The following is a 25,772-nucleotide window of genomic DNA, read 5'->3' as shown; positions in this document are numbered from 1 at the left end:
GGTGTCGTACGGGGTGGTCAGTCGGGGCAGGTGTTGTCGTCCCCGCCCCTGAACGTCCGGTAGAGCGGCAGAGGTTCCCGTGCCGGCCGACCGCTTCCCGTGGCCGGGTACTCGACGACCGGTACCGGCTTGCAGACCGCCCACTGATCGTTCGCCCCCGGACCCTCGAACCCGTACGAACCTCCGGCGCCGCGCAGGCAGTTGCTGCATCCGTTCGCGGAGATGCTCGGCATGATGAGGGTGTTGTAGACGTCGTTCTTCGACGGGATCAGGGGGCCGTCCTTCCCCTGAGGCTTGTCCCCGCCTTCGTTGACCTCGCTGTACGTGCGGTCGACGGCGTCGGCGAGCAGCGTGAACGCGTCGTGGTACATCACCGCGTACCCGTCGTTCAACGGCTTGTTCCCCAACTCGTGCCGGGCCTTGAGCTTGTTGAAGCGGTCGAGGAAGCGGCCGAGCGCGCGGGGCGGATCGTTCCTCCCCTCCCACCAGGCCGGGTCGACGGACGACGCGTCGATGATCGTGGCCCGCGCCTCCTTCAGCCAGCGGGTGGTCTCGGGTGTGGTGAGGGTCGGTTCGAGCCCGATGCCCACCTTGAGCAGGCGCAGCCGCGAGCCGCGTCCGCAGTCGCCCTCCTGCGCGAGGCGTTTGACGAAGGCCGGCAGGTCCTGGTCGCGCCCGGCGAAGAAGACGGTGTCGGACCGGGCGGTGCAGATCTTCTGCACGGCGTCGGTGAACCGCCGGGGGATGCCCTTGTCCCGGCCCGAGGAGCCGGTGAAGTTGGAGTTGTGCCCCTTGAAGTCGTACGTCTTGTCGAAGTGCTTCTCGAAGACCCGGCGCAGGTTGCGCGAGTACACGTCCTCGCTGCGGTTGTCCCAGACCAGGAACCCCCTGCCCCGCTCCGGCCGTTCGTCGAGGTACTGCTTCAGGGCGCGCGCGAACTGGTCGTTGTTGGGTGACGTCTTGAAGAAGTGGGCGGCGTTCATGTCGGCCGCGGTGATGACGGGCCCGACGGTGGGGATGCCGTGCTCGCTCAGCGCGGTGATCGCCCGCCGCGTGTCGGGGGTGCTGCTGGGGATCCCGGTCACGCCGACCAGGGGAGTGCGCTCGTCCTCGGCCAGCTCCGCGAGCCGGGTGACGACGGGACGCCAATGGTCGAGATTGCGGCCGTCCGGGGCAAGGAGCAGCTGGTAGTGGGGGCCGCTGCCGCTGTTGGCCTCCTGCTGCGCGCTCAGCGCGCCGGCCAGGCCGCGGCGGATCATGTCGATGGTCATGGCGCTGGACTCGTCCGAGGTGTACGGCATCATCAGCGCGATCCGCACATAGGGAATCCTGGCGCTGTTCTCGGCCGGGGACTCGGCGTCCCGCCGCACCTTCGCGTTCTCCTCCGCCACCGCCTCGATGAGGCCCGCCAGGCGCGGATCGGCGTCGAAGGCGTGCTCGGTCACCCCGACGCAGTCCCCGCCGATCTCCCGCAGATCGTCACCGCACCTGCCGGGCCCCCGGGCGCCGAGGGTGAGAAGCGCGGCGACCACCGCGGCCACCAGCGCCACGGTCGAGGCCGCGGCCCACTCGATCGGTCCCCACTCGCGGGGGTGGCGACGGAACATGCTTCCTCACTGTCCTGGTACGGGGAGGGGGCGCTTGTCCCGGGCCGCGGCGGGCCATCTGCGGGCCGCCTGGCCGAGCGCGACGCGCCAGGAAGGATGACGCAGGGAGAGATAGGCGAGCTCCTGCTCGATGGCCGTGCACGTGTCGGGGTCCGGCTCCGTGTGCGGCTCGGAGAGGTACCACAGGGCGTGCAGCAGCCGGTTGACGCACCGCTCGGTGTCGTCGAGATGGATGTAGCGGCCGTCGTGCGCCCCGAGCGCGATCCGCAGCCGGTCGTCCTGCCAGTCGCGCTCGGGCGGCGTGGGAGCGGTGGCCGCGTACCGCAGGCACCGCAGCCAGTGCCCCGCGCCCCGCTCGTCCTGTTCGGACTGGAACTCCTCGGCCAGCGACGCCACCACCGTCTCGACGCCCCCGGCGGCGAGCATGTGCCGCAGGGCGTCCGCCTCGCCCTCGTCACCGCGCTGGGCGTGGTGGTTCTGCAGGAAGCGGTGGATCTCCTGCCAGCCCCGGCTGTCGTCGGGCCCCGGGGACAGCCGGCGGGCTTCGTGCACCAGGAGCCTCTGGAGCAGCGGATCGGTCACCAGCGGACTCTCGGGCGGCGTGAGGTGCTGCCAGTGCTGCTGTTCGAGGTAGTCGGTGACCGCGTTCGCGGGCAGCTGCTCGGGTCCCTCAAGACGCAGCCGGCTCGCCAGCGCCTCGGCCGCCGCGCTGTCCCTGGCCAGGGAGAGCAGGGTCAGCCGGTCACGCTGGCGGCGGTCCGGGAGCAACCGCGCCAGCAGCGCCTCGGCGACGGGACGGCCGTCCGGCGCGGGCAGTTCGAGGAGGTCCCGCGGCGCCACGGCAAGCCCCGCCCGGGTCGCGGCGCGCACCGCGGAGCAGAGCATGGCCGTGGCCGCGGGATGGCCACCGGTCAGCGAGTGCAGGGCGGAGGCGAGGTAGGGGTGGAGGGGGGCGCCGGCCGAACCGGCTTCCAGGAGCGGCAGGACGTCGTCGCGGCTCAGCGGTGTGAGGGGCACGGTGAGCAGACCCGCCGATGGGGCGGTGCCGCGGCGCTCCCAGCCGCAGGGCCGCACCAGGTCGGGCAGTTCGCGCCGGACGGGGCTTGGGTCGTTGCCGGGCGGTTCGCCGAGCCGGGTGGCGACGACGACGAGTTCCTCGCGCTCGGGGGACTCCGGCGTCGCCCGGTGCTCGAGGAGCAGGTCGAGGAAGCGCCGCCCGGCGGGCAGGTGTACGTCGTCCAGCAGCACCAGCGGCCATGGTTCGCGGTTCCAGCGCTGGAGCCGGCCGTACGCCCCGGCCACGTCGTGGCGCAGCGCCGCCACAAGGGTCCGCTCGACCGCGCGCCGGTAGTCCCCGCCCTGGTGGTACCAGTCGCCGAGCAGCGCCAAGGGGTCGGTGCCCGGGGGGAGTTGGGGGAAGCGCGCGCGGTACCAGTCCCTCTCCGCCCCCGCGCGGTGCCGGTGCGCGTACTCGCCGTGGAGGGCGCGGGAGACGCTCGCGGCTCCGCCGCCGGGGGCATCGGGCGCACGTGGGCCCACCGGCCCCAGGCGCGCCTCGACCGCGGCGGCCCACGCCCGGCGTACGTCCTGCTCGGGCGCGTCGGCCATGCGGCAGGCGATCAGCAGCCGGGCGAGGCGCAGGCAGACCGCGTCCCGCTCGGCGCCGTCGCCCGGGTCCCAGCTGGAGACGGCGAACAGGCCGGGCAGCAGGACGGGGAAGGGGCGCCGGTAAGAAGGCGCCAGCTGACGGGCCAACTCGGTGAGGAGGCCGGTCAGATCAGTGGTGACGTGGCCGTCGGCGTCGGTGCCGCCCGGCTGCGACGCCGGGGCGCCGGCCGATGAGAAGGCCGCGGCACCCGCGGGCGCGATCCGGATGTGGGCGAGGGGCAGCCGCCCCCGATAGTGGGCCGCCAACTCCCGCAGCACGGCGCTGCGCCCCATGCCGTGACGCCCCGTCAGCAGCACCACCGGCAGATCGTGCTGGAACTCCCGCGCCGTCCGCGAGCGCTCGTCGTACTTCAGGCCGGTCAGCCGCGGGACGAGCGCGCGCAGGAGCGGGTCCCTGCCGTACAGCGGCACGTCTTCCGCTCTCTCCATCCGACTGGGCCCCGCCTCCGTAGTACCGCTCCTTCTCAACCGTGCCTGGGGGGACAGAACTTACCCGTAGCACATGCCCGGTGCCAGTCCGTTGATCAGGGCTGTGGGTAGACGGAGAGCTCGACGTCGGCCGAGAGCGCCTCCGCTCCGCTCACCTCACCCGGATGGTCAAGCCTGATTCTGCGCAGCCGGTGCAGCGGGGCGAGCGAGCCGAGGTCGACCTCGGCCGCCTCCGTGAGGTGGATCTCCTCAAGTCCCGGCAGCCGAAGGGAGATCCGGCGCAGCGGCACCGAGGCACCCGCCCCGGCGCGCACGTTCAGCCGGGTGACCTGCGGCAGTCGCGTACGCGGCGCGAACAGCAGCAGGCTCAGCTGGGCCGAGGTCAGCGTGAGCGTGCGCAGTTCGGGGAGATCACCGAGGAGCGAACCCCAGGAGTCGGGCGTCAGCCGCTCGCTCGCCTCCTGAAGCCGCAGCTCCGTGAGGCCCGCGCAGGCCACGATGTCCGTGAGGCGGGTGGCGGTCGGCGGCAGCGAAAGGACCCGGAGCCGCTCGGGGCACGGCAGGTCGGCGAGCCCGCGCCAGGGCACGTCGGCGCCGATCAGGAGCGTGTCGAGCCGCGGGCAGCCGGCGAGTTCCCGCAGCGGCTCGAAGCGGGGCAGGTCCCGCAGCTCCAGCCGCCGCAGGGCGGGGAGCCGGGTCAGCGGCCCCGGGTCCTGGACGTTGCGGCAGCCGCGCAGCCCGAGCGACTCCAGGGCGGTGAAGTCGCGGAGCACGTCGAGCGAGTCGAGGGAGAGGATGTCGCGCAGCTGGAGCTCCCGCAGCCGGCCGGCGTCCAGCGCGGAACGGATGTCGTCCGGTGTGAAGTCGCCCCGCAGACTGACGCGCCGGTAGCCGGACATGGTGCGCAGCACGTCCAGCTCCGCGCGCGAGCGGACGGTGACGGTCTCGTCCGGCGCGAGCTCCAGCAGCGGCCGGACGATCTCCTCGGCGTACACCTCCGGGTCGAACCGGTCCCAGTGGTGCAGGAGTTGGGCGCGTACGGCGGACTGGTCCGTGTGCAGGAACTCCCTGAGGCGGGGGATGGCGGCGTCCCCGCCGATCTGACAGATCGCGTGGACGGTGGCCAGCTCCTCGTCACCCGTCAGCTCCGCGGCGCCCGGCAGCAGGCCGAGAAGCAGCGGTCCGGTCTGCGCCAGGGCCCTGGCCTCGCGCAGACTGCGCGGCGGCACCATGCGCGCCGCCTGGCCCTCGATCGCCTCGCGCACCGCGGGCGCGACACTGGTGGCCTGCTCCAGGGACGCGAGCGCGAGCAGCCGCAGCCGCGCCTGGACGGCCGGGTCCCGCTCCCGCTCGCCCCTCTCGCGCAGCCGGGTGAGCAGCTCGCCGCGCTCGTGATGACGGGCCTGGGCGACGACCATCTGCACCACGTCCTCCCACTGCTCCAGGTGGGCGTTGTTCACCAGCATGCCCATGTCCCGCTCCTCCAGCACCGCCTGGGCGCCCAGGAAGTCCTGGAACGTGCGGTGGATGAAGTCGACGGCGCCGTGGGCGGGTTCGCGCAGCAGCCCGGACCGCTCGAGGAGCAGCTGAAGGACGTCCTCCGCCTCGCCGATCTCCGCGAGCCGCTCCACCGAGGGCATCAGCCGGCGTACGACGTCGACGGCGTCCGCCCTGTCCAGCTGCGTGCGTTCGTTGCGGATCAGCCAGTACGCGAGACGCCGCAGCGGCTCGGTGGCCGACTTCTGGTCCAGCTGCGGTGTGCCGCCGGCGCCGCCGTAGACCTCACGCTCCACGTCGCGCCGCTCCAGGAGCATGGCGAGCGCGGCTTCGTAGAGGGAGGCGCGGCCGCGGGGCAGGAAGCCGCGGCGCTCCCGGTGCAGGGCGCAGATGAGCCCGCACATCAGCGGGTTGGTCGCGAGGCGGCTCAGCTCGGGCCTGCTGCGCAGAGCGAGCGTCAGGGACTCGCCGAGGCGCGCGGGCGCCCCCGCCGCCGAATGCCAGCGTTCGATGAACCGCCGCATGTCGGAGGGGCGCATCGCGCTGAGCGTGAACTCGTGGAAGCCCTCGTGCCGCAGCCAGCCCGGTTCGAGGGCGGAGGGGCGCGAGGTGAGCAGCCACAGGTTGCCGGGGAAGACCGCGAGGAGCTTCTTGAGCCACGCCTTGACCCGGCCGCGCTCGCCCCTCGGGATCTCGTCCGCCCCGTCGATCAGCATCACCGCGCGGCCGTTCTGAAGCACGCGCGTGGCCCAGCCCTCCGGCTCGGTGCCGAGCAGGGGGCAGTCGATCCAGCGCAGGAAGTCCTGGGGCATCGGCAGTTCGGCGCCCTTGCGGGCCAGCGCGCGCAGCGGCAGCACGAACGGGACGCGCCCCACCAACTGCGACAGGGCGCCCGGCACCCGCTCCTGGCGCGCCGTGGTGAGGGCGAGCCACTGGACGAGCGTCGTCTTGCCGGTCCCGGCGACGCCGCGCAGCAGGACCCGGTCATGGGTGGCGAGGGTGGTCTCCACCGGCGCCGCCGCACGCTCGGCCGGCTCGCCGTCCGCCAGCGGCACCGCGTCCGCCGGTCCGCGCTGCGCGGTGGCCTCCAGGCTCAAGTACGCCGCTTCCAGGGGCCATTCCTGGTCGGCGGGCTCGCGCAGGTCGACGCCGTGGATGGTGAGCCTGCCGTGGGACTGGACGACGTACCGGGCGTACTCCTCCTCGAACCGGGCGTCCCGCGCGCAGACGTCGGGAAGGCGCTCCAGGATCCGTTCGAGCCGCTCGGTCTGCTCGCGGATCTCGCGGCTCTGCTCGACCTGCGTACGCGCCGCGAAGCCCGGCTGCTCGCTGAAGAAGCGCACCACATGTACGCAGGCCGTCTCCAGGAGCCGGTCGTGGAAGCGCGCGGCGTCGTCGCTGAGCAGCCTGCGGGTCTCGGGCCCCGCCCGCCGCGACAGTTCGGCGGCCAGCTCCTCGGGCCCGAGCGCGAAGGCCTGGACGTCGTCCATGTCGAGGTCGCCGAGCGCGTGCAGGGTGCGGGTCAGCGCCAGCCCCACGGCGTCCTTCTCGTCGGCGCCGACCGGCGGGTCGTACGGACCGGCGGCCCGCACCGCCCGGCGCACCAGCTCGCGGGCGATTCTGTGCAGATCGTCCTCGCTGAGGGCGCGGTGCTCGCGGGAGAAGGCCATGAGGCGCCTGACCGGGATCGGCCGCTCCTGGAACGACGCTCCCGGCGCTTTCGCGGGGGGCAGCAGCAACCGCTTGAGCAGCGGCGCGATCACCGCCGACGCGATCCGCAGTCCTACCGTGCCCCCGTCCACGCACCCTCCCGCTGCCGCTCCGCCCCCGCGGTCCGAACCCGATGCACGCCATCCCCCCGCCCTGCGTGGGGTGGTGACCCGACCAGCCTAGCCGTGGGCCGGGCCCGGCCCACGGAAAGTCGGCAAGCCCGCTCGCGTTAGAAGGGCCGCACCTCGTGGGACCCGCCGATCGACCATCGAGCGCCCGCCGAGCGGACCATGGACCGGCCCGCCGAGAAAACACGTACCGCTCCGCTGCCCCGCGAGACGCGGGGCACACTCCTCCATAAGAGTGCCGATCACCGGGCGTCGCAGGCGTAAGGTGGCGCCGCTCAGAGACGGAGGCGCCGATGTCCACGCAGATCCATCGTCTGACCATCACGGAGCTGGCGAGCTGTGACGACTGCGTGGTGCTGCGTGTCACCGGCGAACTCGACCAGAGCGGCGAGGCGCTCTTCCTGGGCACGCTCGGCGCCTGCGTGGACGCGGGACACCGGCACCTGGTCCTGGACACCACCGCCCTGTCGTTCTGCGACTCGCGGGGACTCAACTGCCTCCTGGCCATGCGGTGGCTGCTGGACCGCCGCGACGGCAAGCTCCTCCTGGCCGGGGCGGGCCGCCGGCTGACGGAGCTGCTCGCGCAGACCGGCAGCTCCGAACTGCTCCCGAGCCATCGCACGGTCGGCCACGCCCTGGCCGTGCTGCCGCAGGCGCAGCGCCCGGTCTGGCCGCCGGTCCAGGCCTGAACCGGCCGGGGCGGGCCTTTCCGGGCGCCGCGCGGGGGACGCCCGCGGCTTCCTGCTCAGGACCTCACGACTTCAGGACCTCACGACTTCGGGACTTCACGACTTCAGGACCTCACGACTTCAGGACTCAGGACTTCACGACGCGACGGACGTTGTCGACATTTCCGCAGTCCGCCTCCAACTGCTTCGCGCGCTCCCTGGTGAAGGCCTCGCCCAGCTCCTCGCGGCGCTCCATCGCGACGTTCTCCCGTGCGCCGTTGAGGATCGTCCGCTCCTCCTCGTCGGCGTGGTGGGTGACCGCCTCGACGAGCTCCTCCAGCTTTTCGTCCCAGTCGTCGGAGCCGACCTCGTCGACCTCCAGCAGCGCCAGGAGCGCCTTGTTGCCCTCCTCGTGCTCCTCGACACCGTGTTCCACCTCGTCGTTCTCGATGTCCCGGTAGCGCTTGAGCGCGGGGTAGACCTCGGCCTCCTCGGCGAGCGCGTGCGCGATGAGCAGGCCGGAGAACTCCCGCAGGGCCGCCGCCCGGTCGCCCTCCACGCTGCGCATCTCGCGGAACAGGTCCTCCATCCGCCGATGGTCGTCGAGGATCAGCTCCACGACGTCCCTCGACTTCGCCTCGTTCGTCTTGGCCGCCATGACAGTGCTCCTTCTCGGCTGGACAGTGGGGTTCGCTGCGTCGTGTACCCCGTACCGATAGGTAGCGCGCTCCCTCCGCCGGCAGGAGTTCCGGCGCCCCGGCCGTCGCGTGTGTCACTCCCGCGGCCCACCGCCGGGGACCGGTCAGGGCTTGCGGGCGAGACCGCCGTGCTCGCCGATCGGCTCCGGGGCGGGGGAGCCCGCCTCCGGCCGCCATAGCGTGACCGGTACGACTCCGGGGTCCAGGAGTTCGAGACCGTCGAAGAACGCCGTGATCTCGTCGACGGGGCGCAGGTAGTAGGGGACGGCGCCGGACGCGTTGTAGGCGTCCTGGGCGACTTCGTACGCCGCGTCGACGCCCCGCGAACCGTCGTTGAGGCAGAGGTAGCTCCCGGCGGGCAGCGCTCCCATCAGGTGGGTGACGACGGAGCGCGCCCGGGCGTGGTCGGCGACGTGGCCCAGGATGTTGCTGAGGATCAGGGCGGTGGGCCGGGTGAGGTCCAGCGTCGCGGCGGCCGAGGCCAGGATGCGGTCGGGGTCGGCCAGATCGGCGTCGACGTAGGCGGTCGCGCCCTCCGGGGTGGAGGTGAGCAGGGCGCGGGCGTGCGCGAGGACCATCGGGTCGTGGTCGACGTAGACGATCCTGCTCTCGGGGGCGAGCCGCTGGGCCACCTCGTGGGTGTTGTCCACGGTCGGCAGGCCCGTCCCGACGTCCAGGAACTGCCGGATGCCCGCCTCGGTCACCAGATGGGTCAGGGCCCGGCGCAGGAAGGCGCGGCTGCCGCGGGCCACGGCGACGATGCCGGGGAAGACGGCGCTGTACGCGTCGCCGGCCGCTTCGTCGACGGGGTAGTTGTCCTTCCCGCCCAGCCAGTAGTTCCAGATCCGGGCCGAGTGCGGCACCGATGTGTCGATCTTCTGGTGCGCCGCCGGTCCAGGCGCCGCCGCTTGGTCGGTCATGGGTACGTCCGCCGTCTCAGCCGAAGTGTGAACCGTTCGCCGCACAACCTACGGCCCAACGGCACCCTGGTGTACGGCGGTTCGGCTTCCCCGGCAGGAGTGCGGGCGACCCGCGTCTAGGCTGCACCCCGGCAGCCGACCCGAGCTCAGGAGCACGCACCGTGTCAGACCGCGCACCGCAGCACCCCTACCCCGACGCCCACCGCCCGGACGAGGCGCCCGCCCCGCACGCCCTGCTCACGCCCGTGCTCGGCCTCCTCGGCGCCTGGCACGGCCGGGGCCGAGGCGAATATCCGACGCTCGACGCGGACTTCGCGTACGCGCAGGAGGTCACCTTCAGCCACGACGGCCGCCCCTTCCTCCACTACGAGGCCCGGGCCTGGCTGGTCGACGCCGACGGCCGGCCGCTGCGGCCCTCGGCCCGCGAGAGCGGCTGGTGGCGGCTCCAGGCCGACGGCCGGGTGGAGGCACTGATCACCCAGCCCACCGGTATCGCGGAGATCGCGGTCGGCCACGCGGACGGCGACACGGTGGACCTCGCCACCCACGAGGTGGCCCTCGCGCCCACCGCGAAGAAGGTCGACGCCACCCGCCGCCGCTACACCCTCACCGACCCCGGCACCCTCACCTTCGTCCACGACCTCGCGGCCGTGGGCCAGCCACTGCGGCACCACCTCTCGGCGCTCTTGCACCGCGAAGGGTGACGGCTCCGCCGCGTCCAGCAGGGCGGGGGTGGCGTCAGGCCGCGCCGCCGGGTCGATGCCTGCGGCGGTCAGTCGGCTCTCGTACGTGACGGGACGGCGCCGTCTGCTGAGCGCGCGGCGAGCGCAAGGGCCCGCGCACGGCCGAGATCGCCGCGTCCGGCGGGGTACGCGGCGATCTCGGGGTCCGTGCCGGCATCAGGCGTTCGATCGGTCGGGCGGCAGGGCCGGGCCGACGGCGAGCCCGCTCAGCACGTTGTTCGGCGGGGCATCCCGCCCAGGACGGTGGCAAGAGCCCGTGGGCTCGGCCGTCGCGGGGGGCGCCAGGCAGGGGACGACCTGTGGCGCGCGGGATGCCGGCCGACGTACGCGTGCCGCTGACGCGCGGCTGGTCAGGCGTCGGCGGGGACCATCCCCTTGCGCAGGGTCGCCAGGGTGCGGGAGAGCAGGCGGGAGATCTGCATCTGGGACACGCCGAGACGCTCGCCGATCTGCGACTGGGTCAGCTCCTCCACGAAACGCAGATGCAGGATCTCCCGGTCACGCTCGGGCAGCTCGGCGATCAGGGGAGCGAGCGAATGGAAGTCCTCGACGAGTTCCAGGGAGGGGTCCTCCTCGCCGATGAAGTCGGCCAGGGGCGTCTCATCGGTGGGGTCGCCGTGCAGGACGGCGTCGAGGGAGGAGGAGTTGTAGCCGTTGGAGGCCAGCCGAGCCTCGATGACTTCCTCGGGAGTCAGATTCATCAGCGCGGCCAGCTCGTCCACCGTGGGGGAGCGGCCGAGCCGGCTGCTGAGTTCCTCGGTGGCCTTGGCGAGCTCGACCCGGGCCTCCTGGAGGCGGCGCGGCACATGGACCGCCCAGGACGTGTCACGGAAGAAACGCTTGATCTCACCGACGATATAGGGCACCGCGAACGTCGCGAATTGCACCTCGCGGGAGAGCTCGAACCGGTCGATGGCCTTGATCAGGCCGATCATTCCGACCTGGACGATGTCCTCCATGTCGTCGCCGCGGTTGCGGAAACGGCCTGCCGCGTAACGCACGAGCGACATGTTCAATTCGATCAGGGTGTTGCGCACGTACTGGTATTGGGCCGTGCCCTCCTCCAATACCGCGAGCTGATCGAAGAACAACTGGGACAAGGCACGGGAGTCCTTGGGCGTCACCGCCTGCGGATCCACCACCTCCGGCAGTTCCTTGATGCCGGTGTCCGTCTGGGTTCCAGTGGCCATCGTCATGTCTACCTCCCTGTCCACCGGCCCCCTCGTCCCCTGTGGGCCGGTGAGCCAGCGACTACCCCTCCTCAAATACTTCATGTCCGTCCCGACATAAGGATGTTCCGTGACGCTGACCACACGGCTCGGCGGGAGGACGTTAAGACGTCGGGTTCGGGGGCAAGAGACCCTTTCGTACAGACCACCCCTGATCCGTACAGTCCACCCCTGATCAAGGAGGGGCGTATGAGGACGCATCATTCGCGGCACAGTGTCAAACCCTTGGACCGAACAGTCTTCGACAAAAGGCCGGAAGTCGTCCCACAGGCCCGGGAATTCGCTCGTGCCTTCCTGAACGGACTCAGTCCCGCCCTGGATGAACAGGCCGCCGCCAGCGTCGAACTCACCGTGTCCGAACTCGTCACCAATTCCGTACGCCACGCACGCGGCGACTCCTGCTCGCTGCGTCTGGTGGCGCGTCGGGACGCCATCACGGTCGCCGTCACCGACGCCGACCCCCGGCCGCCGCGCGAGCGGACGCCCGATCTGGCGGGAGGCACCGGCGGCTTCGGCTGGCCGATGGTACGCAGCCTCGCCCTCGCGGTCCACGTGAGCACGGGCCCTCAGGGCAAGACCGTCCGGGCGGACCTGCCCCGCGGCTGATCCGGGGCCGACCGGAGCGCGACGCGAGCCCCAGCCGGCCCGCCCGCCCTCACAGGGAAAAGCCTGCGCGAAGCCTTGCCACTTCCGCATCTGACGGTTAGTCATATGGCTGTTAGAAGTGATGGGTGTTCGCAGTGCGGGCCCGAGACGCGGGCCATGCCGCAGCGGCACGACTCCCTGGAGGGCACGTGAAGTTCTCCGTCATCTTCGAGGCGCAACTCGCCGACCCGACCGTCGAGCGTGAGCACCAGGTCATCCACGACAGCGTCGAGCAGGCCGTGCTCGCCGAGGAGATGGGGTTCGACCGCGTCTGGGCGGTCGAGCACCACTCCCTCAAGTGGTACGCGCACATGAGCGCCCCGGAGATCTTCCTGGCCTGGGTCGCCGCGCGCACCAGCACGATCAGGATCGGGCACGGCGTGGTCTGCATGCCGTTCAACTTCAACCATCCGGCACGGGTCGCCGAGCGCGCCGCGATGCTGGACCTGCTCTCCGGCGGCCGGCTCGACCTGGGGGCCGGGCGGGGCGGCACCGAGCAGGAGACCTCGCTGTGCGGCGTCGACAAGGAACGCACGGCCCAGGAGGTCGAGGAGGCCCTGCGCATCATCGGCAAGGCCTGGGAGAAGGACGAGCTGGAGCACCACGGGGAGCTTCTCGACATCGGCCCGCATCCGATCCTGCCGCGCCCGAAGCAGACCCCGCATCCGCCGCTCTTCCTCGCGTGCAGCAGGACCGAGACGCTGACCCAGGCCGCCGAACTCGGCATCGGGGCGTTGGTGATGGGCTTCGCGGGGCCCGGGGCGATCGCCGGGATGCGTCAGGCGTACGACGCCGCGATCGAGGCCCGCACCGGCGCGCGCCTGGTGTCGAGCGTCGTCAACGACCACTTCTCCGTGCTCTGCCCGACGATCGTGCTCGACGACCGGGGGACGGCGCGCCGCGTCGGCATCCGGGGTCAGCGGTTCTTCGCCCAGTCCATCGGGCACTGGTACGGCGGCGCGGGCGTCCCCGACGAGGCGGTCGTCGAGGGCGTCGACGAGGCGGCCCGGATGCGCGAGGCCGCCGAGCAGGTCGTCGCCCGCCTCCACGAACACAACATTCCGGTACGTCCGAGCTCGACCGCCACGTTCAACGCCGACCACGCGTACGGCACCGCGGACGACGCCATCGCCTACGTCGAGCGGCTGCGCGACGCCGGGGCCGACGAGATCATGTGCCTCATCCAGATGGGCACGGTCCCGCAGGAGGCGTGCCTGGAGACGTTGCGGCAGTGGGGCGAGAGGGTCATCCCGCATTTCCGTGCCCAGGAAGCGGCAGCGCCGTGACGCCGGTAGTCCCACCGGCGCCCTGCGCCGCGGCCACGGGCGCGGGTTTCGCCGCGCCCGTTGGTGGCTGTCCTCATCCGGGCGGGCACGGTGCCACAGCGGTGTGCCTGGAGACGCTGCGGCAGTGGGGCGAGAGGGTCATCCCGCATTTCCGTGCCCGGGGCGGGGCGACCCCGTGACGCCGGTCGACCCGGCCTGCGGTGCCGCCTCCCGCCTGGGCTCCGCCGCGCGCCCCTTGGTGGCCGCCCTCAGTGCCGCCTTCCCCGACCTCGGCGGTGCCGTCACGGACGCCGCCGAGGCCCGCCGCGTCCTCGCGACCGCCGCACCCGGCTCCCGGAAGCCGCTCCCCGTCGTCGGGGCCGTGGTGGACCGCACGATCCCGGGGCCACCGGCGGCTTCCGGCGCGTCGGAGATTCCCGTACGTGTGTATGACCCGGTGCACCGGGAGACGGCCCACGCCAGGAGTGAGGATGAGGGGCAGAGCCGGCACCCTCACCCTCACCTCCGCCCCACCGTCCTCTTCTTCCACGGCGGGGGCTACACCCTCTGCGGTCTCGACAGCCACGACGCCACCGCCCGCGGGCTGGCCGCGAGAGCCGGCGCCGTGGTCGTCTCCGTCGGATACCGCCTCGCACCCGAGCACCGCTTCCCCGCGGCCGTCGACGACGCCTACGCGGCGCTGCGCTGGGCCGCCGCCGAGATCCACGCGCTCGGCGGAGATCCAGGCGCGCTGGTCACCGCGGGGGACAGCAGCGGCGGAGGGCTCGCCACGGCCGTGGCGCTCAAGGCCCGCGAGGCGGGCGGCCCGGACATCGCGCTGCAAGTGCTCCTCTACCCCGTGCTCGACGCCGCCCAGAACACCGCGTCCTACCGCGAGAACGCCACCGGCTGCTTCCTGACCGCCGCGCACATGCGCTGGTTCTGGCAGCAGTACCTGGGCCCGGACGGCGACGGCAGCCACCCCCTCGCCTCACCGCTGCGAGCGGCCGACCTCACCGGGCTGCCGCCCGCGTACCTCGTCACCGCGGGCTGCGACCCCCTCCGTGACGAGGGTCTCGCCTACGCGCGGCGGCTGCGCGCGGCAGGCGTACCCGTGACGGGCCGTCACTGGCCGGGGATGTTCCACGGCTTCCTCGGCTTCCCCGCCCAGCTCGCCGACGCGGACGAAGCGCTGACCGGCGTGGCAGAAGCGATCGCCGCAACCGTGAAGGGCAGGAAAAACAGCGGTGAAGGAGGGGGTGCCGCAGGATAGTTTCCGGAGGCTCCCCTTGTCGCGGAGAACCTTGCACGCATACGGTGTCCATACGCGAGGTTCTCCCGTGGAAGGTGGGACATGACGGAAATTCTTGTGCAGGCGGGTACGGAGGGTACGGTTCCGTCCGTTGCAGAGCGGGTGGTGGACCACCCGGCGTGGCCGGTGCTCAAGGAGGCCGTGGAGGAGATCAGGCCCTGGCAGTCGAAGGACGGTTCCATCGACTTCGCGGCGGAGGGCGCCCCGGCGAAGGCCGTGGCCGAACTCGCCGTGAACCGTGTGATCTCGGCGGTCGAGGAGCTCGCCCCGCTGCTGCCGCACGACGCCGCGTACCACCGCGCCCTCGTCGCGGACCTGCGCCGCTGGGCGGACGACGGCTTCCAGGTGCCCGACTTCCTGGACTCGCTGCTCGCCTTCCAGCCCGCGGCGGACCGCCGGGACGGCCTCCAGCACCTGGTCGTCTTCCCGATGTACACGCAGAACGGCAACCCCGACCGCAACCTCGAAGCGGTCGTACTGCGCATGGTCTGGCCCGGGTGGCTGGCCGAGCTGGAGCGCACGCGCTACGACAACCCGCTGTTCTGCGGCATCACCTTCGAGGACTTCACCGCCGGGTACGACACCAACTCGGCCGTGCTCTTCCCCGAGACGATCGCCGTGCGCGAGGCTCCCGAGCGCTTCTCCTGGGGCGGCATCTTCTGCGACCGCGAGGCGGCCCGCTTCCGGCGTGTCACCGAGGCCGCCGTGGACATCCTCGGGCTCGAACTGCCCGACGACATCCGCGAGATGGTCGGCGACCAGGACCGCTGCCAGCAGGCGTTCGTCCTGTGGGACATGGTCCACGACCGCACCCACAGCCACGGTGACCTGCCGTTCGACCCCTTCATGATCAAGCAGCGCCAGCCGTTCTGGATGTACGGCCTCGAAGAGCTGCGCTGTGACCTCACCGCCTTCAAGGAGGCCGTGAAGCTGGAGGCCGAGGGCAACCGGCACGGCCGCGACGTCCAGTACGCCGTCCTCTTCGACCGCATGTTCCGCTTCCCCGTCACGGGGGACCGCACGCGCAACTACGACGGGCTCGGCGGCCAGCTCCTCTTCGCCTACCTCCACAAGCACGACGTGGTCCGCTGGACCGACAACAAGCTCACGATCGACTGGGAGCGCGCGCCGAAGGTCACCAACCAGCTGTGCGGCGAGATCGAGGAGCTCTACCGGGCCGGCATCGACCGCCCGAAGCTCGTCCACTGGTTCGCCGCCTACGACCTGGTGTCCACCTACCTCGCCCCGCACCCCGGATCGCGCTGGGCCAAGGGCCCGGACGCCCTGGACACCTCGCTGCCGCCGCGCAAGCTCGTCGACGAGGTGCTTCCGGACGAGTTTCCGCTCAGCATGTTCTATGAGGCGCTCTCCAAGAAGCTGAAGAACGTGATCGCCTCCACCAAGGGGATCACCGCTTCCGCGGACGCCGAGAAGGTCGCCGCGTGAGCGGCCGCCAGGAGGAGGCGAGGACCATGTCCGCACTCGATGGAGCCGTCGTCGCGGTGGCCGGAGCCGGCGGGCCCGCCGGACGGGCCACGCTGCTGAGGCTGGCCGAGGCGGGCGCCACGGTCGTGGCGTCGGACGCCGACCCGCTGCGCCTGCACGAGGCCGTGGACGCCGCCCGGTACGCCCACGGCGGCGCCACCGTCGTCGGTGACACCGTCGACCTCCTCGACCTGGACGCCACCCGGGACTGGGCGACGCGCACGGAGAAGGAGTTCGGGCGGATCGACGGCCTGGTCCACCTCGTCGGCGGCTGGCGCGGCAGCAAGAGCTTCGCCGAGACCGACCTCGCCGACTGGGACTTCCTGGAGAAGCTCCTGATCCGCACCGTGCAGCACACCTCCCTCGCCTTCGAGGACGGTCTGCGCCGCAGCGACCGGGGCCGCTATCTCCTGATCAGCGCGGTGGGCGCGGCCAAGCCCACCGCGGGCAACGCGGCGTACGGAGCCGCCAAGGCGGCCGCCGAGGCCTGGACGCTCGCCCTCGCCGACGCCTTCCGCAAGGCGGGGGGCGAGGCGGGGCCGCGCGCGGCGGCTGCCATCCTGGTGGTCAAGGCGCTGGTCCACGACGCGATGCGCGCGGAGCGGCCCACCGCGAAGTTCGCGGGCTTCACGGACGTCAAGGAGCTGGCCGAGGCCATCGCCGACGTCTGGGAGAGGCCCGCCGGGGAAGTGAACGGAAACCGCCTGTGGCTGACCGAGAAGCCGTGACCGCTGCCGCCAAAGACGCCGTGAACCCGCCGAAGACCGACGCCCGGCGCCGTCACGACCCGGACGTGCGCGGTTTCGCCAGCGACAACTACGCGGGCGCGCACCCCGAGGTCATGGCCGCCCTGGCGCTCGCCAACGGCGGCCACCAGATCGCGTACGGCGAGGACGACTACACCGCCAACCTCCAGCAGGTGATCCGCGGCCACTTCGGCCCGACCGCCGAGGCCTTCCCGGTGTTCAACGGCACGGGGGCCAACGTCGTCGCGCTCCAGGCGGTCGCCGACCGCTGGGGCGCGGTGATCTGCGCCGAGTCCGCGCACATCAACGTGGACGAGGGCGGCGCGCCCGAGCGCATGGCCGGCCTCAAGCTGCTCACGGTGCCCACGCCCGACGGCAAGCTCACGCCCGAGCTGATCGACAAGCAGGCGTTCGGCTGGGACGACGAGCACCGTGCGATGCCGCAGGTCGTCTCGATCGCGCAGAACACCGAGCTGGGCACGCTGTACACACCGGACGAGATCCGCGCGATCTGCGACCACGCGCACCAGCTCGGCATGAAGGTGCACCTCGACGGCTCGCGGATAGCCAACGCGGCGGCCGCGCTCGACGTGCCCATGCGGACGTTCACGAACGCGGTCGGCGTCGACATCCTGTCGCTCGGCGGCACCAAGAACGGCGCGCTGTTCGGCGAGGCCGTCGTCGTCATCAACCAGGACGCCGTGCGCCACATGAAGCACCTGCGCAAGATGTCCATGCAGCTCGCGTCGAAGATGCGCTTCGTCTCCGTACAGCTGGAGGCGCTGCTCGCCAAGGACCTGTGGCTGCGCAACGCCCGGCACGCCAACGAGATGGCGCAGCGCCTGGCCGAGGGCGTCCGCTCCGTGCACGGCGTGGAGATCCTCTACCCGGTGCAGGCCAACGCCGTCTTCGCGCGCCTGCCGCACGACGTGAGCGAGCGCCTCCAGAAGCGGTACCGCTTCTACTTCTGGGACGAGGCGGCGGGCGTCGTGCGCTGGATGTGCGCGTTCGACACCCGCGAGGAGGACGTCGACGGGTTCCTGGCGGCGCTGAAGGAAGAGATGGCGCGCTGACGAGGGCCGCATAATTTCCTGAGGAAGCGTGCATAGATATGCGATCGGTCGTAAAGTCATTGACGTGCGGCTGGTCGCATTTCTATGCTCCCTGCCATGCAGCTGATCCAGGAAAACCCTGACCTGTCCGCGTACTTGGCGGCCGACGAAGCCATCGACCATCAGCATCCGCTCGTACGCGAGACCGCGGCACGCCTCGCCGAGAAGGCCGCCGATTCATACGTATACGCCCAGGCGGCCTACGAATACGTGCGCGACGCCATTGCGCACTCCGCCGACAGCGGCGACCTGCGCGTCACCTGGCGCGCCTCGGACGTCCTGGCGCAGGGCACCGGCATCTGCCACGCGAAGGCCCACGCGCTGGCCGCGCTGCTGCGAGCCGAGGACATCCCCACCGCGCTCTGCTACCAGCGGCTGACCCATGACGCCGGGAGCGGCCACTGCGTCCACGGCCTGGTCGCCGTCCGCTTCCGCGGCGGCTGGCACCGCCAGGACTGCCGGGGCAACAAACCGGGCGTCGATGCGCGGTTCTCCCTGGACGGGGAGCGGCTGGCCTACCTGCCCGACGCCAAGTCCAATGAGATGGACTATCCGGTACTCTATGCTGCACCGCACCCGGCGGTTCTGAGCGCCCTGAAGAACGCCCCGGACCGACCGCACCTGTGGGAGAACCTTCCCGACGCGCTCTGACGAGCCCCGACGCAGCAAGGCAGCCCATGACCCACGCGCCCCTGACCCTCACCGTCTCCGACGAGGTGCGCACCCTCGCGCCCGGCTTCACCCATGTCGCCATCGAGGCGCACGGCCTCGTCAACGGGCCCAGCACCGACGACAGCTCGGCCCTCCTCGACGAGGCGGCGCGACGCCTGGCCGGACGTCTCGACGGCCGGGCCCCGCACGAGGACCCGCACATGGCCGCCTGGCGCGCCGCCTACACGGCCTTCGGCGCGAAGCCCTCACGTACCCGCAACTCGGCCGAGGCCCTCGCCAGGCGGGCGCTCGCGGACGGCGGACTGCCCCGGATCAATGTCCTCGTCGACGTCTACAACGCGATCAGCGTGGCCCATCTGATCCCGGTCGGCGGCGAGGACCTGGACCTGATCAAGGGCGGTATGCGCCTGGTGCGGGCCACCGGCACCGAGGAGTTCGTGACCGCATCGGCGGGGGAGCGGATCGTCGAGCACCCGGACGCGGGCGAGGTCGTGTGGTGCGACGACGAGGGCGTCACCTGCCGCCGCTGGAACTGGCGCCAGGGGCCGCGCACCCGCCTCACCGAGGAGTCGGTGAACGCGATCTTCCTGCTGGAGGGCATGGGCCCGGACGCCGGGCTCGAAGCCGCGGGCGCCGAGCTGGCCGAGCTCCTGGAGAAGTCCAGCCCCGGCGCGCGGATCACCGTCCACCCGCCGCGCTAGGCGGGGCGGGCGGTCAGCCGGCCTCGGCGGCCTTCACCTCGGCGGGGGTCGGCGCCGTCCCGCCGAGGTGCGCCGGCATCCACCAGGTGTCGTCCGGGCCCTTGGGGCGCACCGGGTAGGCACGCTGCGCGGCCTCGAGGAGTTCCTGGCAGCGCTCGCGCAGCCGCCGGGTGATCGCGCCCGCGTACTGGTCCTTGGGCGCCTCGACCGGCTCGCCGACCCGGATCGTGATCGGCAGGTGGCTGCGCTTGAAGTTGCGCGGGTGACCCTTGGTCCACAGCCGCTGCGTGCCCCACAGCGCCATCGGGATGAGCGGCACGCCGGCCTCCTGGGCCAGGCGCGCGGCGCCCGACTTGAAGGTCTTGAGCGTGAAGGACTGCGAGATCGTCGCCTCCGGGAACACGCCGATGATCTCCCCGGAGCGCAGCGAGTCCAGCGCGTGCGCGTAAGCCGCCTCGCCCTGCGTGCGGTCCACGGGGATGTGCTTCATCCCGCGCATCAGCGGCCCGGAGATCTTGTGCCGGAAGACCGATTCCTTGGCCATGAACCGCACCAGCCGCTTCTGCGGCAGGGCGGCGAGGCCGTCGAAGATGAAGTCCAGGTAGCTGATGTGGTTGCTGACGAGGACCGCGCCGCCGGAGCGTGGGATGTTCTCCGACCCCTTGCAGTCGATCTTCAGGTCCCATGCCTTGAACAGGGTTTTCGCGGCACCGATGACCGGACGGTAGACAAGCTCTGCCATAGGTGGCTAGGGCCCTTCATTTTCTGCCTGGAGAGAAGGCTCCCGGCGGGAGGTTACGCAGCCGTAGGTTTTTCGGCGTTGCGCAGATCGTGCCCCAAGAACGGACGAGTGACCAGCCTTGGTGCCGTCAATCCGGGAGATTCTCGTCACGTCGGAATCTTTTACGGGTACCCCGGTGCTGAACCGGGGAGTGACCGGATCAGGACCGAAGGGCGGGAGGCGTACGTGCCAGGACGCGACACCGGACGGCGGCTCGGCGCGGCGGACATCGGCGAGGCGCTGGGGGTGCGGGCGACGCTCGTGCAGTTCTCCAGCGCCTTCTGCCAGCCATGCCGCGCGACCCGCAGGGTCCTCGCGGAGGTGGCCGCGATGGTCCCTGGCGTGGCCCACGTGGAGATCGACGCCGAGGACCACCTCGATCTCGTACGGGAGCTGCGCGTCCTCAAGACGCCGACCGTCCTCGTCCTGGACGCGGCGGGCCGCGTGGTGCGCCGCGCCGCCGGACAGCCCCGCAAGGCCGATGTGATCGCCGCGCTGGGCGAGGCCGTATGACGGACTTGACGGCACACGGCATCTGTCGGGAGCCTTCTCCCATGCCCCGGGACCTCCTTCTGTACGAGCGCGTCCACGTGGACCTCGCCCGCCACGCCAGTGCGCGCTGTCCGCACTGCTGAGCACCGACGTCTTGGCTCGTAACCCCGGAATCCGGCAGAAGGACCTTTCCATGACGGCCTCGCCCGCCCTCGGCACCCACCCGCCCGCCACCTCCGACTTGCTGCGCTCGGTCTTCCGACGGCACGCCGCGGGGGTCGCCGTGATCACCGCGGCCCACGGCTCCCGCCCCGTCGGCTTCACCGCCACCTCGCTCACCTCCGTCTCCGCCGCCCCGCCGATGATCTCGTTCGGCATCGGCACCGGCGCCTCCAGCTGGCCCGCGGTCTCCGAGGCCGCGCACGTCGGCGTCCACATACTCGGCGAGCACCAGCAGGAACTGGCCGCCACCTTCGCGCGCAGCGGCGCCGACCGCTTCGGTGCGCCCACCAGCTGGCGCGAGGGTCCCGAGGGAGTGCCCGTGCTCGACGGCGCGCTCGCCTGGCTGGTCTGCCGCGTCGTGGCGCGGGTGCCCGCGGGCGACCACCGCCTGGTGCTCGCCGAGGTGGTCACCGGCGACGGAGGGGGCGAGGGCCGCCCGCTCCTCTACCACCAGGGACGCTTCAACGCCCTGCGCGACTGAGAGTTCCCGGAAGCGGGCACTTCGCGCGGTTACGGAGCGTTGGGAAGGTCACAGTTCAAAGCGCTTGCTCAGCGGGAATGAACTGGGTGTACTCATGAGTAATATTTCGTTCGGAGCGCGGCCCGCCCCGACCGTGATCCGCCGCTTCAGGCGCCTATGCTGCCTGCAAGAAGGCAGTAGCCAAGCCGAGGCAGCAGCCCAGTAAAGACGATGCAGTAGGAGAGCCGGCGTGAGCTTGAGGATCGTTGTCTGTGTGAAGTACGTGCCCGACGCCACCGGCGACCGGCACTTCGCCGATGACCTGACCGTCGACCGCGACGACGTCGACGGCCTGCTGTCGGAGCTGGACGAGTACGCGGTCGAGCAGGCGCTCCAGATCGCCGACGAAGCGGACGACGCGGAGATCACCGTGCTGACCGTCGGCCCCGAGGACGCCAAGGACGCGCTGCGCAAGGCGCTCTCCATGGGCGCCGACAAGGCCGTCCACGTCGAGGACGACGACCTGCACGGCTCCGACGTCATGGGCACCTCGCTGGTGCTCGCCAAGGCCATCGAGAAGACCGGCTACGACCTGGTCATCTGCGGCATGGCGTCGACGGACGGCGTCATGGGCGTGCTGCCGGCGATCCTCGCCGAGCGCCTGGGCGTCCCGCAGGTCACGCTGCTCTCCGAGGTCTCCGTCGAGGACGGCACCGTGAAGGGCCGCCGGGACGGCGACGCCGCCTCGGAGCAGCTGGAGGCCTCCCTGCCGGCCGTCGTGTCCGTGACGGACCAGTCGGGCGAGGCTCGCTACCCGTCCTTCAAGGGCATCATGGCCGCCAAGAAGAAGCCGGTGGAGGCCCTGGAGCTGGACGACCTGGACATCGACGCCGACGAGGTCGGCCTCGCGGGCGCCTGGACCAAGGTCGACTCCGCCACCGAGCGTCCGGCGCGCACCGCCGGCACGATCGTCAAGGACGAGGGCGAGGGCGGCAAGCAGCTCGCGGAGTTCCTCGCGGGCCAGAAGTTCATCTGAGCTTCGGTCACCTTTCCCACCGCCCCCAGATTCTTCGCACTCGCAGGAGATTGAAGTCCCATGGCTGAAGTTCTCGTCTACGTCGACCACGTGGACGGTGCCGTCCGCAAGCCCACCCTTGAGCTGCTGACCCTGGCCCGCCGCGTCGGCGAGCCCGTCGCCGTCGCGCTGGGCAACGGCGCCGCCGACACCGCCGCCACGCTCGCCGAGCACGGCGCGGTGAAGGTGCTCACCGCCGACGCCCCCGAGTTCGCCGACTACCTCGTCGTACCGAAGGTGGACGCGCTCCAGGCCGCGTACGACGCCGTCTCCCCGGCGGCCGTGCTGCTGCCCTCCTCCGCCGAGGCCAAGGAGATCGCGGCCCGTCTCGCGGTCCGCATCAAGTCCGGCATCATCACCGACGCCGTCGACCTGGAGGCCGGCGACGAGGGCCCGGTGGCCACGCAGTCCGCGTTCGCGGCGTCGTACACCACCAAGTCCCGCATCACGCAGGGCACCCCGGTCATCACGGTCAAGCCGAACTCGGCCGCCGTGGAGGCCGCCCCGGCCGCGGGCACCGTCGAGGCCCTCTCGGTCTCCTTCTCCGAGCAGGCCACCGGCACCAAGGTCGTCTCGCGCACCCCGCGTGAGTCGACGGGCCGCCCCGAGCTGACCGAGGCCGCGATCGTGGTCTCCGGCGGCCGCGGCGTCAACGGCGCCGAGAACTTCGCGATCATCGAGGCCCTCGCCGACTCGCTCGGTGCCGCCGTCGGCGCCTCGCGCGCCGCGGTCGACGCCGGCTGGTACCCGCACTCCAACCAGGTGGGCCAGACCGGTAAGTCGGTCTCCCCGCAGCTGTACATCGCCTCGGGCATCTCCGGCGCGATCCAGCACCGCGCGGGCATGCAGACCTCGAAGACCATCGTCGCCATCAACAAGGACGCCGAGGCCCCGATCTTCGACCTGGTCGACTACGGCGTGGTCGGCGACCTCTTCGAGGTCGTCCCGGCCCTCACCGAAGAGGTCAAGTCCCGCAAGGGCTGAGCCTGTAGCGCCCGTACGAGGCCCTCGCCCCGCGCCCGCGGAGCGGGGGCCTCGCCGCGTCACAGCGTCAACGTCGCCTGCACGGCCCAGTGGTCGCTCGGGTACTGCCCGCCGAGCGAGAACGTGTTCATCGACGCCCTATGGACCGTCGCCGACGGCCTCGTCAGGACCCAGTCGATGCGGCCGCCGCCCACGACGGGCGGCTTGTAACCGCCGAACGTGCCGTACGCCGGGCCGCGTTCCTGGGCGACGTCCCAGGTGTCGACGAGACCGGCGCCCAGCATCGTGGTGTAGACGGTGCTGTCGTGCGCCGTGGCGTTGAAGTCGCCCGTCACGATGAGCGGGGTGGTCGTCTTCATCAGGGCGATGCGCTCGACCATGAGGGCCGCCGAACGCTCGCGCGCGTTCTGGCTGACGTGGTCGAAGTGCGTGTTGAGGACGTACAGCTGGGTGTTCGTGATCAGGTCGAGGAAGCGCACCCAGGACGCCATGCGGGGCGAGTTGGCGCCCCAGGTGTTCGAAGCGATGGTGTATGGGGTGTCCGAGAGCCAGAAGTGTTCGTATTCGAGCGGGAACAGTCGGCGGTTGTCGTAAAAGATGGCCATGAATTCGTCTCGGCTGCCGCCGCCGACCCCCGTGCCGACCCAGTCGTAGTTCGCGCCGAGGTCGCTCTCGATGTCCTGCAACTGGTAGTAGAGGCCCTCTTGGGTGCCGATGATGTGCGGCTGTGCGCGCAGGAGCATCTCCTTCATGGCCGGGCGGCGTTCGGGCCAGGTGTGCGGTGGCCTGTTGCTCGCGTAGCGGACGTTGTACGACATGACCTCCAGGCGCGCTTCCGGCGCCCCGGCGGCCTGTGCCGGGCCGCCGGACAGCGCAGTGCCGGACAGGGGGAGCGCCACGGCGGCGGCGAGCGCGGTCCGCAGGACGGAACGGCGCGTGAAGGGGGAGTCGATCGGCACACAAGCTCCTTGAGTTCAGCCCGCGCGGCCGGCGCCGGGGGCGCGGGGAGTATGTGGGCCACAGACTGTCCGCACCGGCCGCCGAGCGGGCCCGGGACACGCGTGATCCCGCGCGGTCGGCTACGGATGCAGGACACGGGAAAGTGTTGACCGGGAAGAAGGTCGCAGATAACTTCGCTATACGGATTCTTGATTCCGTGAAGCGGAAACTGCCGGGCGCGGCACCGACTGTGTGGAGGATGCGGGAATGGGTCAGCAAGAGAAGGTGGCGACGAGCCTCGCCGGCGCGGTCAGCGAGGGCATCAGCGCTTCCCTCGCCCCCGTGGACGCGGAGCTGGAGCGCCGCTACCCCGGAGACCCCGGCACCCGCCAGCCCGTCCACACCGTCTACGTCCCCGGCGAGCAGTTCGCCGCCGACACCATCCGCACCTGGGGCGACAAGGCCCTGGCGATGCTCGACGAACACGCCCCGGACGCCGCCTCCTTCGCCGCCGTCCTCGGCCTCACGGACGACCTCGCCGAAGCCGTCTACACGCGCGTACGCACCAAGCTGGAGCGCGAGCCCGTCGAAGACCTCCGCGTCGACTTCGAGGACGGCTACAAGGGCGCCGACGAGGACCAGGACGCCGCCCGCGCGGCACGCCTGATCGCCGAGGCGTACAAGAACGGCACCGCCGCCCCGTACATGGGCATCCGCATGAAGTGCATGGAGCAAGCCGTACGCGACCGGGGCATCCGCACCCTCGACATCTTCCTGTCCGGCCTCATGGAGGCGGGCGGCCTGCCCGACGGGCTCGTCCTGACACTGCCCAAGGTGACCTACCCCGAGCAGGTCACCGCGATGGTGCGCCTCCTGGAGGAGTTCGAGAAGGCGCGCGGCCTGGAGCCGGGCCGGATCGGCTTCGAGATCCAGATCGAGACCAGCCAGTCCATCCTCGCCACCGACGGCACCGCCGCCGTCGCCCGCATGATCCAGGCCGCCGAGGGCCGCGCCACCGGCCTGCACTACGGCACCTTCGACTACAGCGCCTGTCTGCACGTGAGCGCCGCCTACCAGGCGAGCGACCACCCGGCCGCCGACCACGCCAAGGCCGTCATGCAGGTCGCCGCCGCCGGCACCGGCGTCCGCGTCTCCGACGGCTCCACCAACGTCCTGCCCGTCGGCACCGCCGAGCAGGTTCACGACGCCTGGCGGCTGCACTACGGCCTCACCCGGCGCGCCCTGGCCCGCGCCTACTACCAGGGCTGGGACATGCACCCCGGCCACATCCCGACCCGCTACGCCGCCGTCTTCGCGTTCTACCGCGAGGGCTTCGAGGCCGCCGCCAAGCGCCTGGCCGCTTACGCCGGTCACCACGAGGGCGGCGGCGTGGCCGACGAGCCCGCCACCGCCAAGGCCCTCGCCGGCTACCTGCTGCGCGGCTTGGACTGCGGCGCCCTCGACGCGGGCGAGGTCACCCGGCTCACCGGCCTGACCCTGGCCCGCCTCCAGGGCTTCGCGGGCCCGCGCCGGGGCGACCTCACGGGATCGGGCAAGTAACACCCGGCGCGTACTGTCATCGCT

General features: G+C 71.6%; 23 protein-coding genes. 15 read left to right on the top strand and 8 right to left on the bottom strand.

The window, feature by feature from the left end; all coding sequences use genetic code 11:
* Window positions 1–17 precede the first annotated feature (17 nt).
* The 3 genes from ACF062_RS33735 to ACF062_RS33725 all read right to left on the bottom strand — a co-directional run bounded on the left by ACF062_RS33735 (window position 18) and on the right by ACF062_RS33725 (window position 7,003).
* On the bottom strand, window positions 18–1,607 hold the full coding sequence (locus tag ACF062_RS33735) for an ABC transporter substrate-binding protein (RefSeq protein ID WP_392143390.1): 1,590 nt from the start codon (window positions 1,605–1,607) through the stop codon (window positions 18–20).
* A 6-nt stretch (window positions 1,608–1,613) separates the two neighbouring features.
* Window positions 1,614–3,704, bottom strand: a complete 2,091-nt coding sequence (locus ACF062_RS33730; RefSeq protein WP_392143389.1) for an ATP-binding protein — start codon at window positions 3,702–3,704, stop codon at window positions 1,614–1,616.
* A 95-nt stretch (window positions 3,705–3,799) separates the two neighbouring features.
* Window positions 3,800–7,003, bottom strand: coding sequence for an NACHT domain-containing protein (locus ACF062_RS33725; protein WP_392143388.1), 3,204 nt, complete (start codon window positions 7,001–7,003; stop codon window positions 3,800–3,802).
* A 329-nt stretch (window positions 7,004–7,332) separates the two neighbouring features.
* Between ACF062_RS33725 and ACF062_RS33720 the strand changes: the two genes are divergently transcribed.
* Entirely contained in the window at window positions 7,333–7,728 is a 396-nt protein-coding gene (locus ACF062_RS33720) for an STAS domain-containing protein (RefSeq protein WP_223773302.1), read from the top strand.
* Window positions 7,729–7,855: 127 nt separating this feature from the next.
* On the opposite strand, the gene ACF062_RS33715 is transcribed toward ACF062_RS33720, so the two are convergent.
* Complete coding sequence (locus ACF062_RS33715; RefSeq protein ID WP_392143387.1) at window positions 7,856–8,365, bottom strand: hemerythrin domain-containing protein; 510 nt, start codon at window positions 8,363–8,365, stop codon at window positions 7,856–7,858.
* A gap of 144 nt (window positions 8,366–8,509) precedes the next feature.
* Window positions 8,510–9,325: an SAM-dependent methyltransferase gene (locus tag ACF062_RS33710; RefSeq protein WP_392143386.1), complete on the bottom strand. Its 816-nt coding sequence runs from the start codon at window positions 9,323–9,325 to the stop codon at window positions 8,510–8,512.
* Between the two features lie 161 nt (window positions 9,326–9,486).
* On the opposite strand from ACF062_RS33710, the gene ACF062_RS33705 reads away from it, so the two are divergent.
* A complete protein-coding gene (locus ACF062_RS33705; RefSeq protein WP_392143385.1) occupies window positions 9,487–10,029 on the top strand; it encodes an FABP family protein in 543 nt (180 codons plus the stop codon).
* Between the two features lie 389 nt (window positions 10,030–10,418).
* On the opposite strand, the gene ACF062_RS33700 is transcribed toward ACF062_RS33705, so the two are convergent.
* Complete coding sequence (locus ACF062_RS33700) at window positions 10,419–11,264, bottom strand: RNA polymerase sigma factor SigF (protein WP_392143384.1); 846 nt, start codon at window positions 11,262–11,264, stop codon at window positions 10,419–10,421.
* A 258-nt stretch (window positions 11,265–11,522) separates the two neighbouring features.
* Here ACF062_RS33700 and ACF062_RS33695 point away from each other — a divergent pair, with 258 nt between their 5' ends.
* The 8 genes from ACF062_RS33695 (at window position 11,523) to ACF062_RS33660 (ending at window position 19,235) form a co-directional block, all read left to right on the top strand.
* Window positions 11,523–11,903 carry an ATP-binding protein gene (locus ACF062_RS33695; protein WP_392143383.1) on the top strand — a complete coding sequence of 127 codons (381 nt, stop codon included), beginning with the start codon at window positions 11,523–11,525 and terminating at the stop codon, window positions 11,901–11,903.
* Between the two features lie 188 nt (window positions 11,904–12,091).
* Entirely contained in the window at window positions 12,092–13,228 is a 1,137-nt protein-coding gene (locus ACF062_RS33690; protein WP_392143382.1) for an LLM class flavin-dependent oxidoreductase, read from the top strand.
* 175 nt (window positions 13,229–13,403) lie between these two features.
* Entirely contained in the window at window positions 13,404–14,480 is a 1,077-nt protein-coding gene (locus ACF062_RS33685; RefSeq protein ID WP_392143381.1) for an alpha/beta hydrolase, read from the top strand.
* A gap of 81 nt (window positions 14,481–14,561) precedes the next feature.
* Entirely contained in the window at window positions 14,562–15,965 is a 1,404-nt protein-coding gene (locus tag ACF062_RS33680) for a DUF6421 family protein (protein ID WP_392143380.1), read from the top strand.
* Window positions 15,966–15,991: 26 nt separating this feature from the next.
* The gene (locus ACF062_RS33675) at window positions 15,992–16,732 is read left to right on the top strand and encodes an SDR family NAD(P)-dependent oxidoreductase (protein ID WP_392143379.1); all 741 of its coding nucleotides are present in this window, start codon (window positions 15,992–15,994) and stop codon (window positions 16,730–16,732) included.
* A 20-nt stretch (window positions 16,733–16,752) separates the two neighbouring features.
* A complete protein-coding gene (locus tag ACF062_RS33670; protein ID WP_392143517.1) occupies window positions 16,753–17,823 on the top strand; it encodes a threonine aldolase family protein in 1,071 nt (356 codons plus the stop codon).
* Window positions 17,824–17,919: 96 nt separating this feature from the next.
* A complete protein-coding gene (locus ACF062_RS33665) occupies window positions 17,920–18,513 on the top strand; it encodes a transglutaminase domain-containing protein (protein ID WP_392143378.1) in 594 nt (197 codons plus the stop codon).
* Window positions 18,514–18,539: 26 nt separating this feature from the next.
* A complete protein-coding gene (locus tag ACF062_RS33660) occupies window positions 18,540–19,235 on the top strand; it encodes a B3/4 domain-containing protein (RefSeq protein ID WP_392143377.1) in 696 nt (231 codons plus the stop codon).
* Between the two features lie 13 nt (window positions 19,236–19,248).
* Here the strand turns inward: ACF062_RS33660 and ACF062_RS33655 are convergent, their stop codons facing one another.
* Complete coding sequence (locus tag ACF062_RS33655) at window positions 19,249–19,977, bottom strand: lysophospholipid acyltransferase family protein (RefSeq protein WP_223773290.1); 729 nt, start codon at window positions 19,975–19,977, stop codon at window positions 19,249–19,251.
* A gap of 198 nt (window positions 19,978–20,175) precedes the next feature.
* Between ACF062_RS33655 and ACF062_RS33650 the strand changes: the two genes are divergently transcribed.
* From ACF062_RS33650 to ACF062_RS33635, 4 genes are all read left to right on the top strand, one after another.
* Window positions 20,176–20,529, top strand: a complete 354-nt coding sequence (locus ACF062_RS33650) for a thioredoxin family protein (protein ID WP_392143516.1) — start codon at window positions 20,176–20,178, stop codon at window positions 20,527–20,529.
* 172 nt (window positions 20,530–20,701) lie between these two features.
* Entirely contained in the window at window positions 20,702–21,211 is a 510-nt protein-coding gene (locus ACF062_RS33645; RefSeq protein WP_392143376.1) for a flavin reductase family protein, read from the top strand.
* 229 nt (window positions 21,212–21,440) lie between these two features.
* Window positions 21,441–22,226, top strand: a complete 786-nt coding sequence (locus tag ACF062_RS33640) for an electron transfer flavoprotein subunit beta/FixA family protein (RefSeq protein ID WP_356576285.1) — start codon at window positions 21,441–21,443, stop codon at window positions 22,224–22,226.
* A 60-nt stretch (window positions 22,227–22,286) separates the two neighbouring features.
* Window positions 22,287–23,249 (top strand): electron transfer flavoprotein subunit alpha/FixB family protein, encoded by a 963-nt coding sequence (locus ACF062_RS33635; protein WP_223773287.1) that lies wholly within the window; start codon window positions 22,287–22,289, stop codon window positions 23,247–23,249.
* Window positions 23,250–23,308: 59 nt separating this feature from the next.
* On the opposite strand, the gene ACF062_RS33630 is transcribed toward ACF062_RS33635, so the two are convergent.
* On the bottom strand, window positions 23,309–24,208 hold the full coding sequence (locus ACF062_RS33630) for an endonuclease/exonuclease/phosphatase family protein (protein ID WP_392143375.1): 900 nt from the start codon (window positions 24,206–24,208) through the stop codon (window positions 23,309–23,311).
* 247 nt (window positions 24,209–24,455) lie between these two features.
* Here ACF062_RS33630 and ACF062_RS33625 point away from each other — a divergent pair, with 247 nt between their 5' ends.
* The gene (locus tag ACF062_RS33625; protein WP_392143374.1) at window positions 24,456–25,748 is read left to right on the top strand and encodes a DUF6986 family protein; all 1,293 of its coding nucleotides are present in this window, start codon (window positions 24,456–24,458) and stop codon (window positions 25,746–25,748) included.
* Window positions 25,749–25,772: the final 24 nt, after the last annotated feature.

This window comes from Streptomyces sp. NPDC015345, assembly GCF_043078805.1.
Lineage (GTDB): Bacteria > Actinomycetota > Actinomycetes > Streptomycetales > Streptomycetaceae > Streptomyces.
This window is presented reverse-complemented; position numbering and strand designations above follow the sequence as displayed.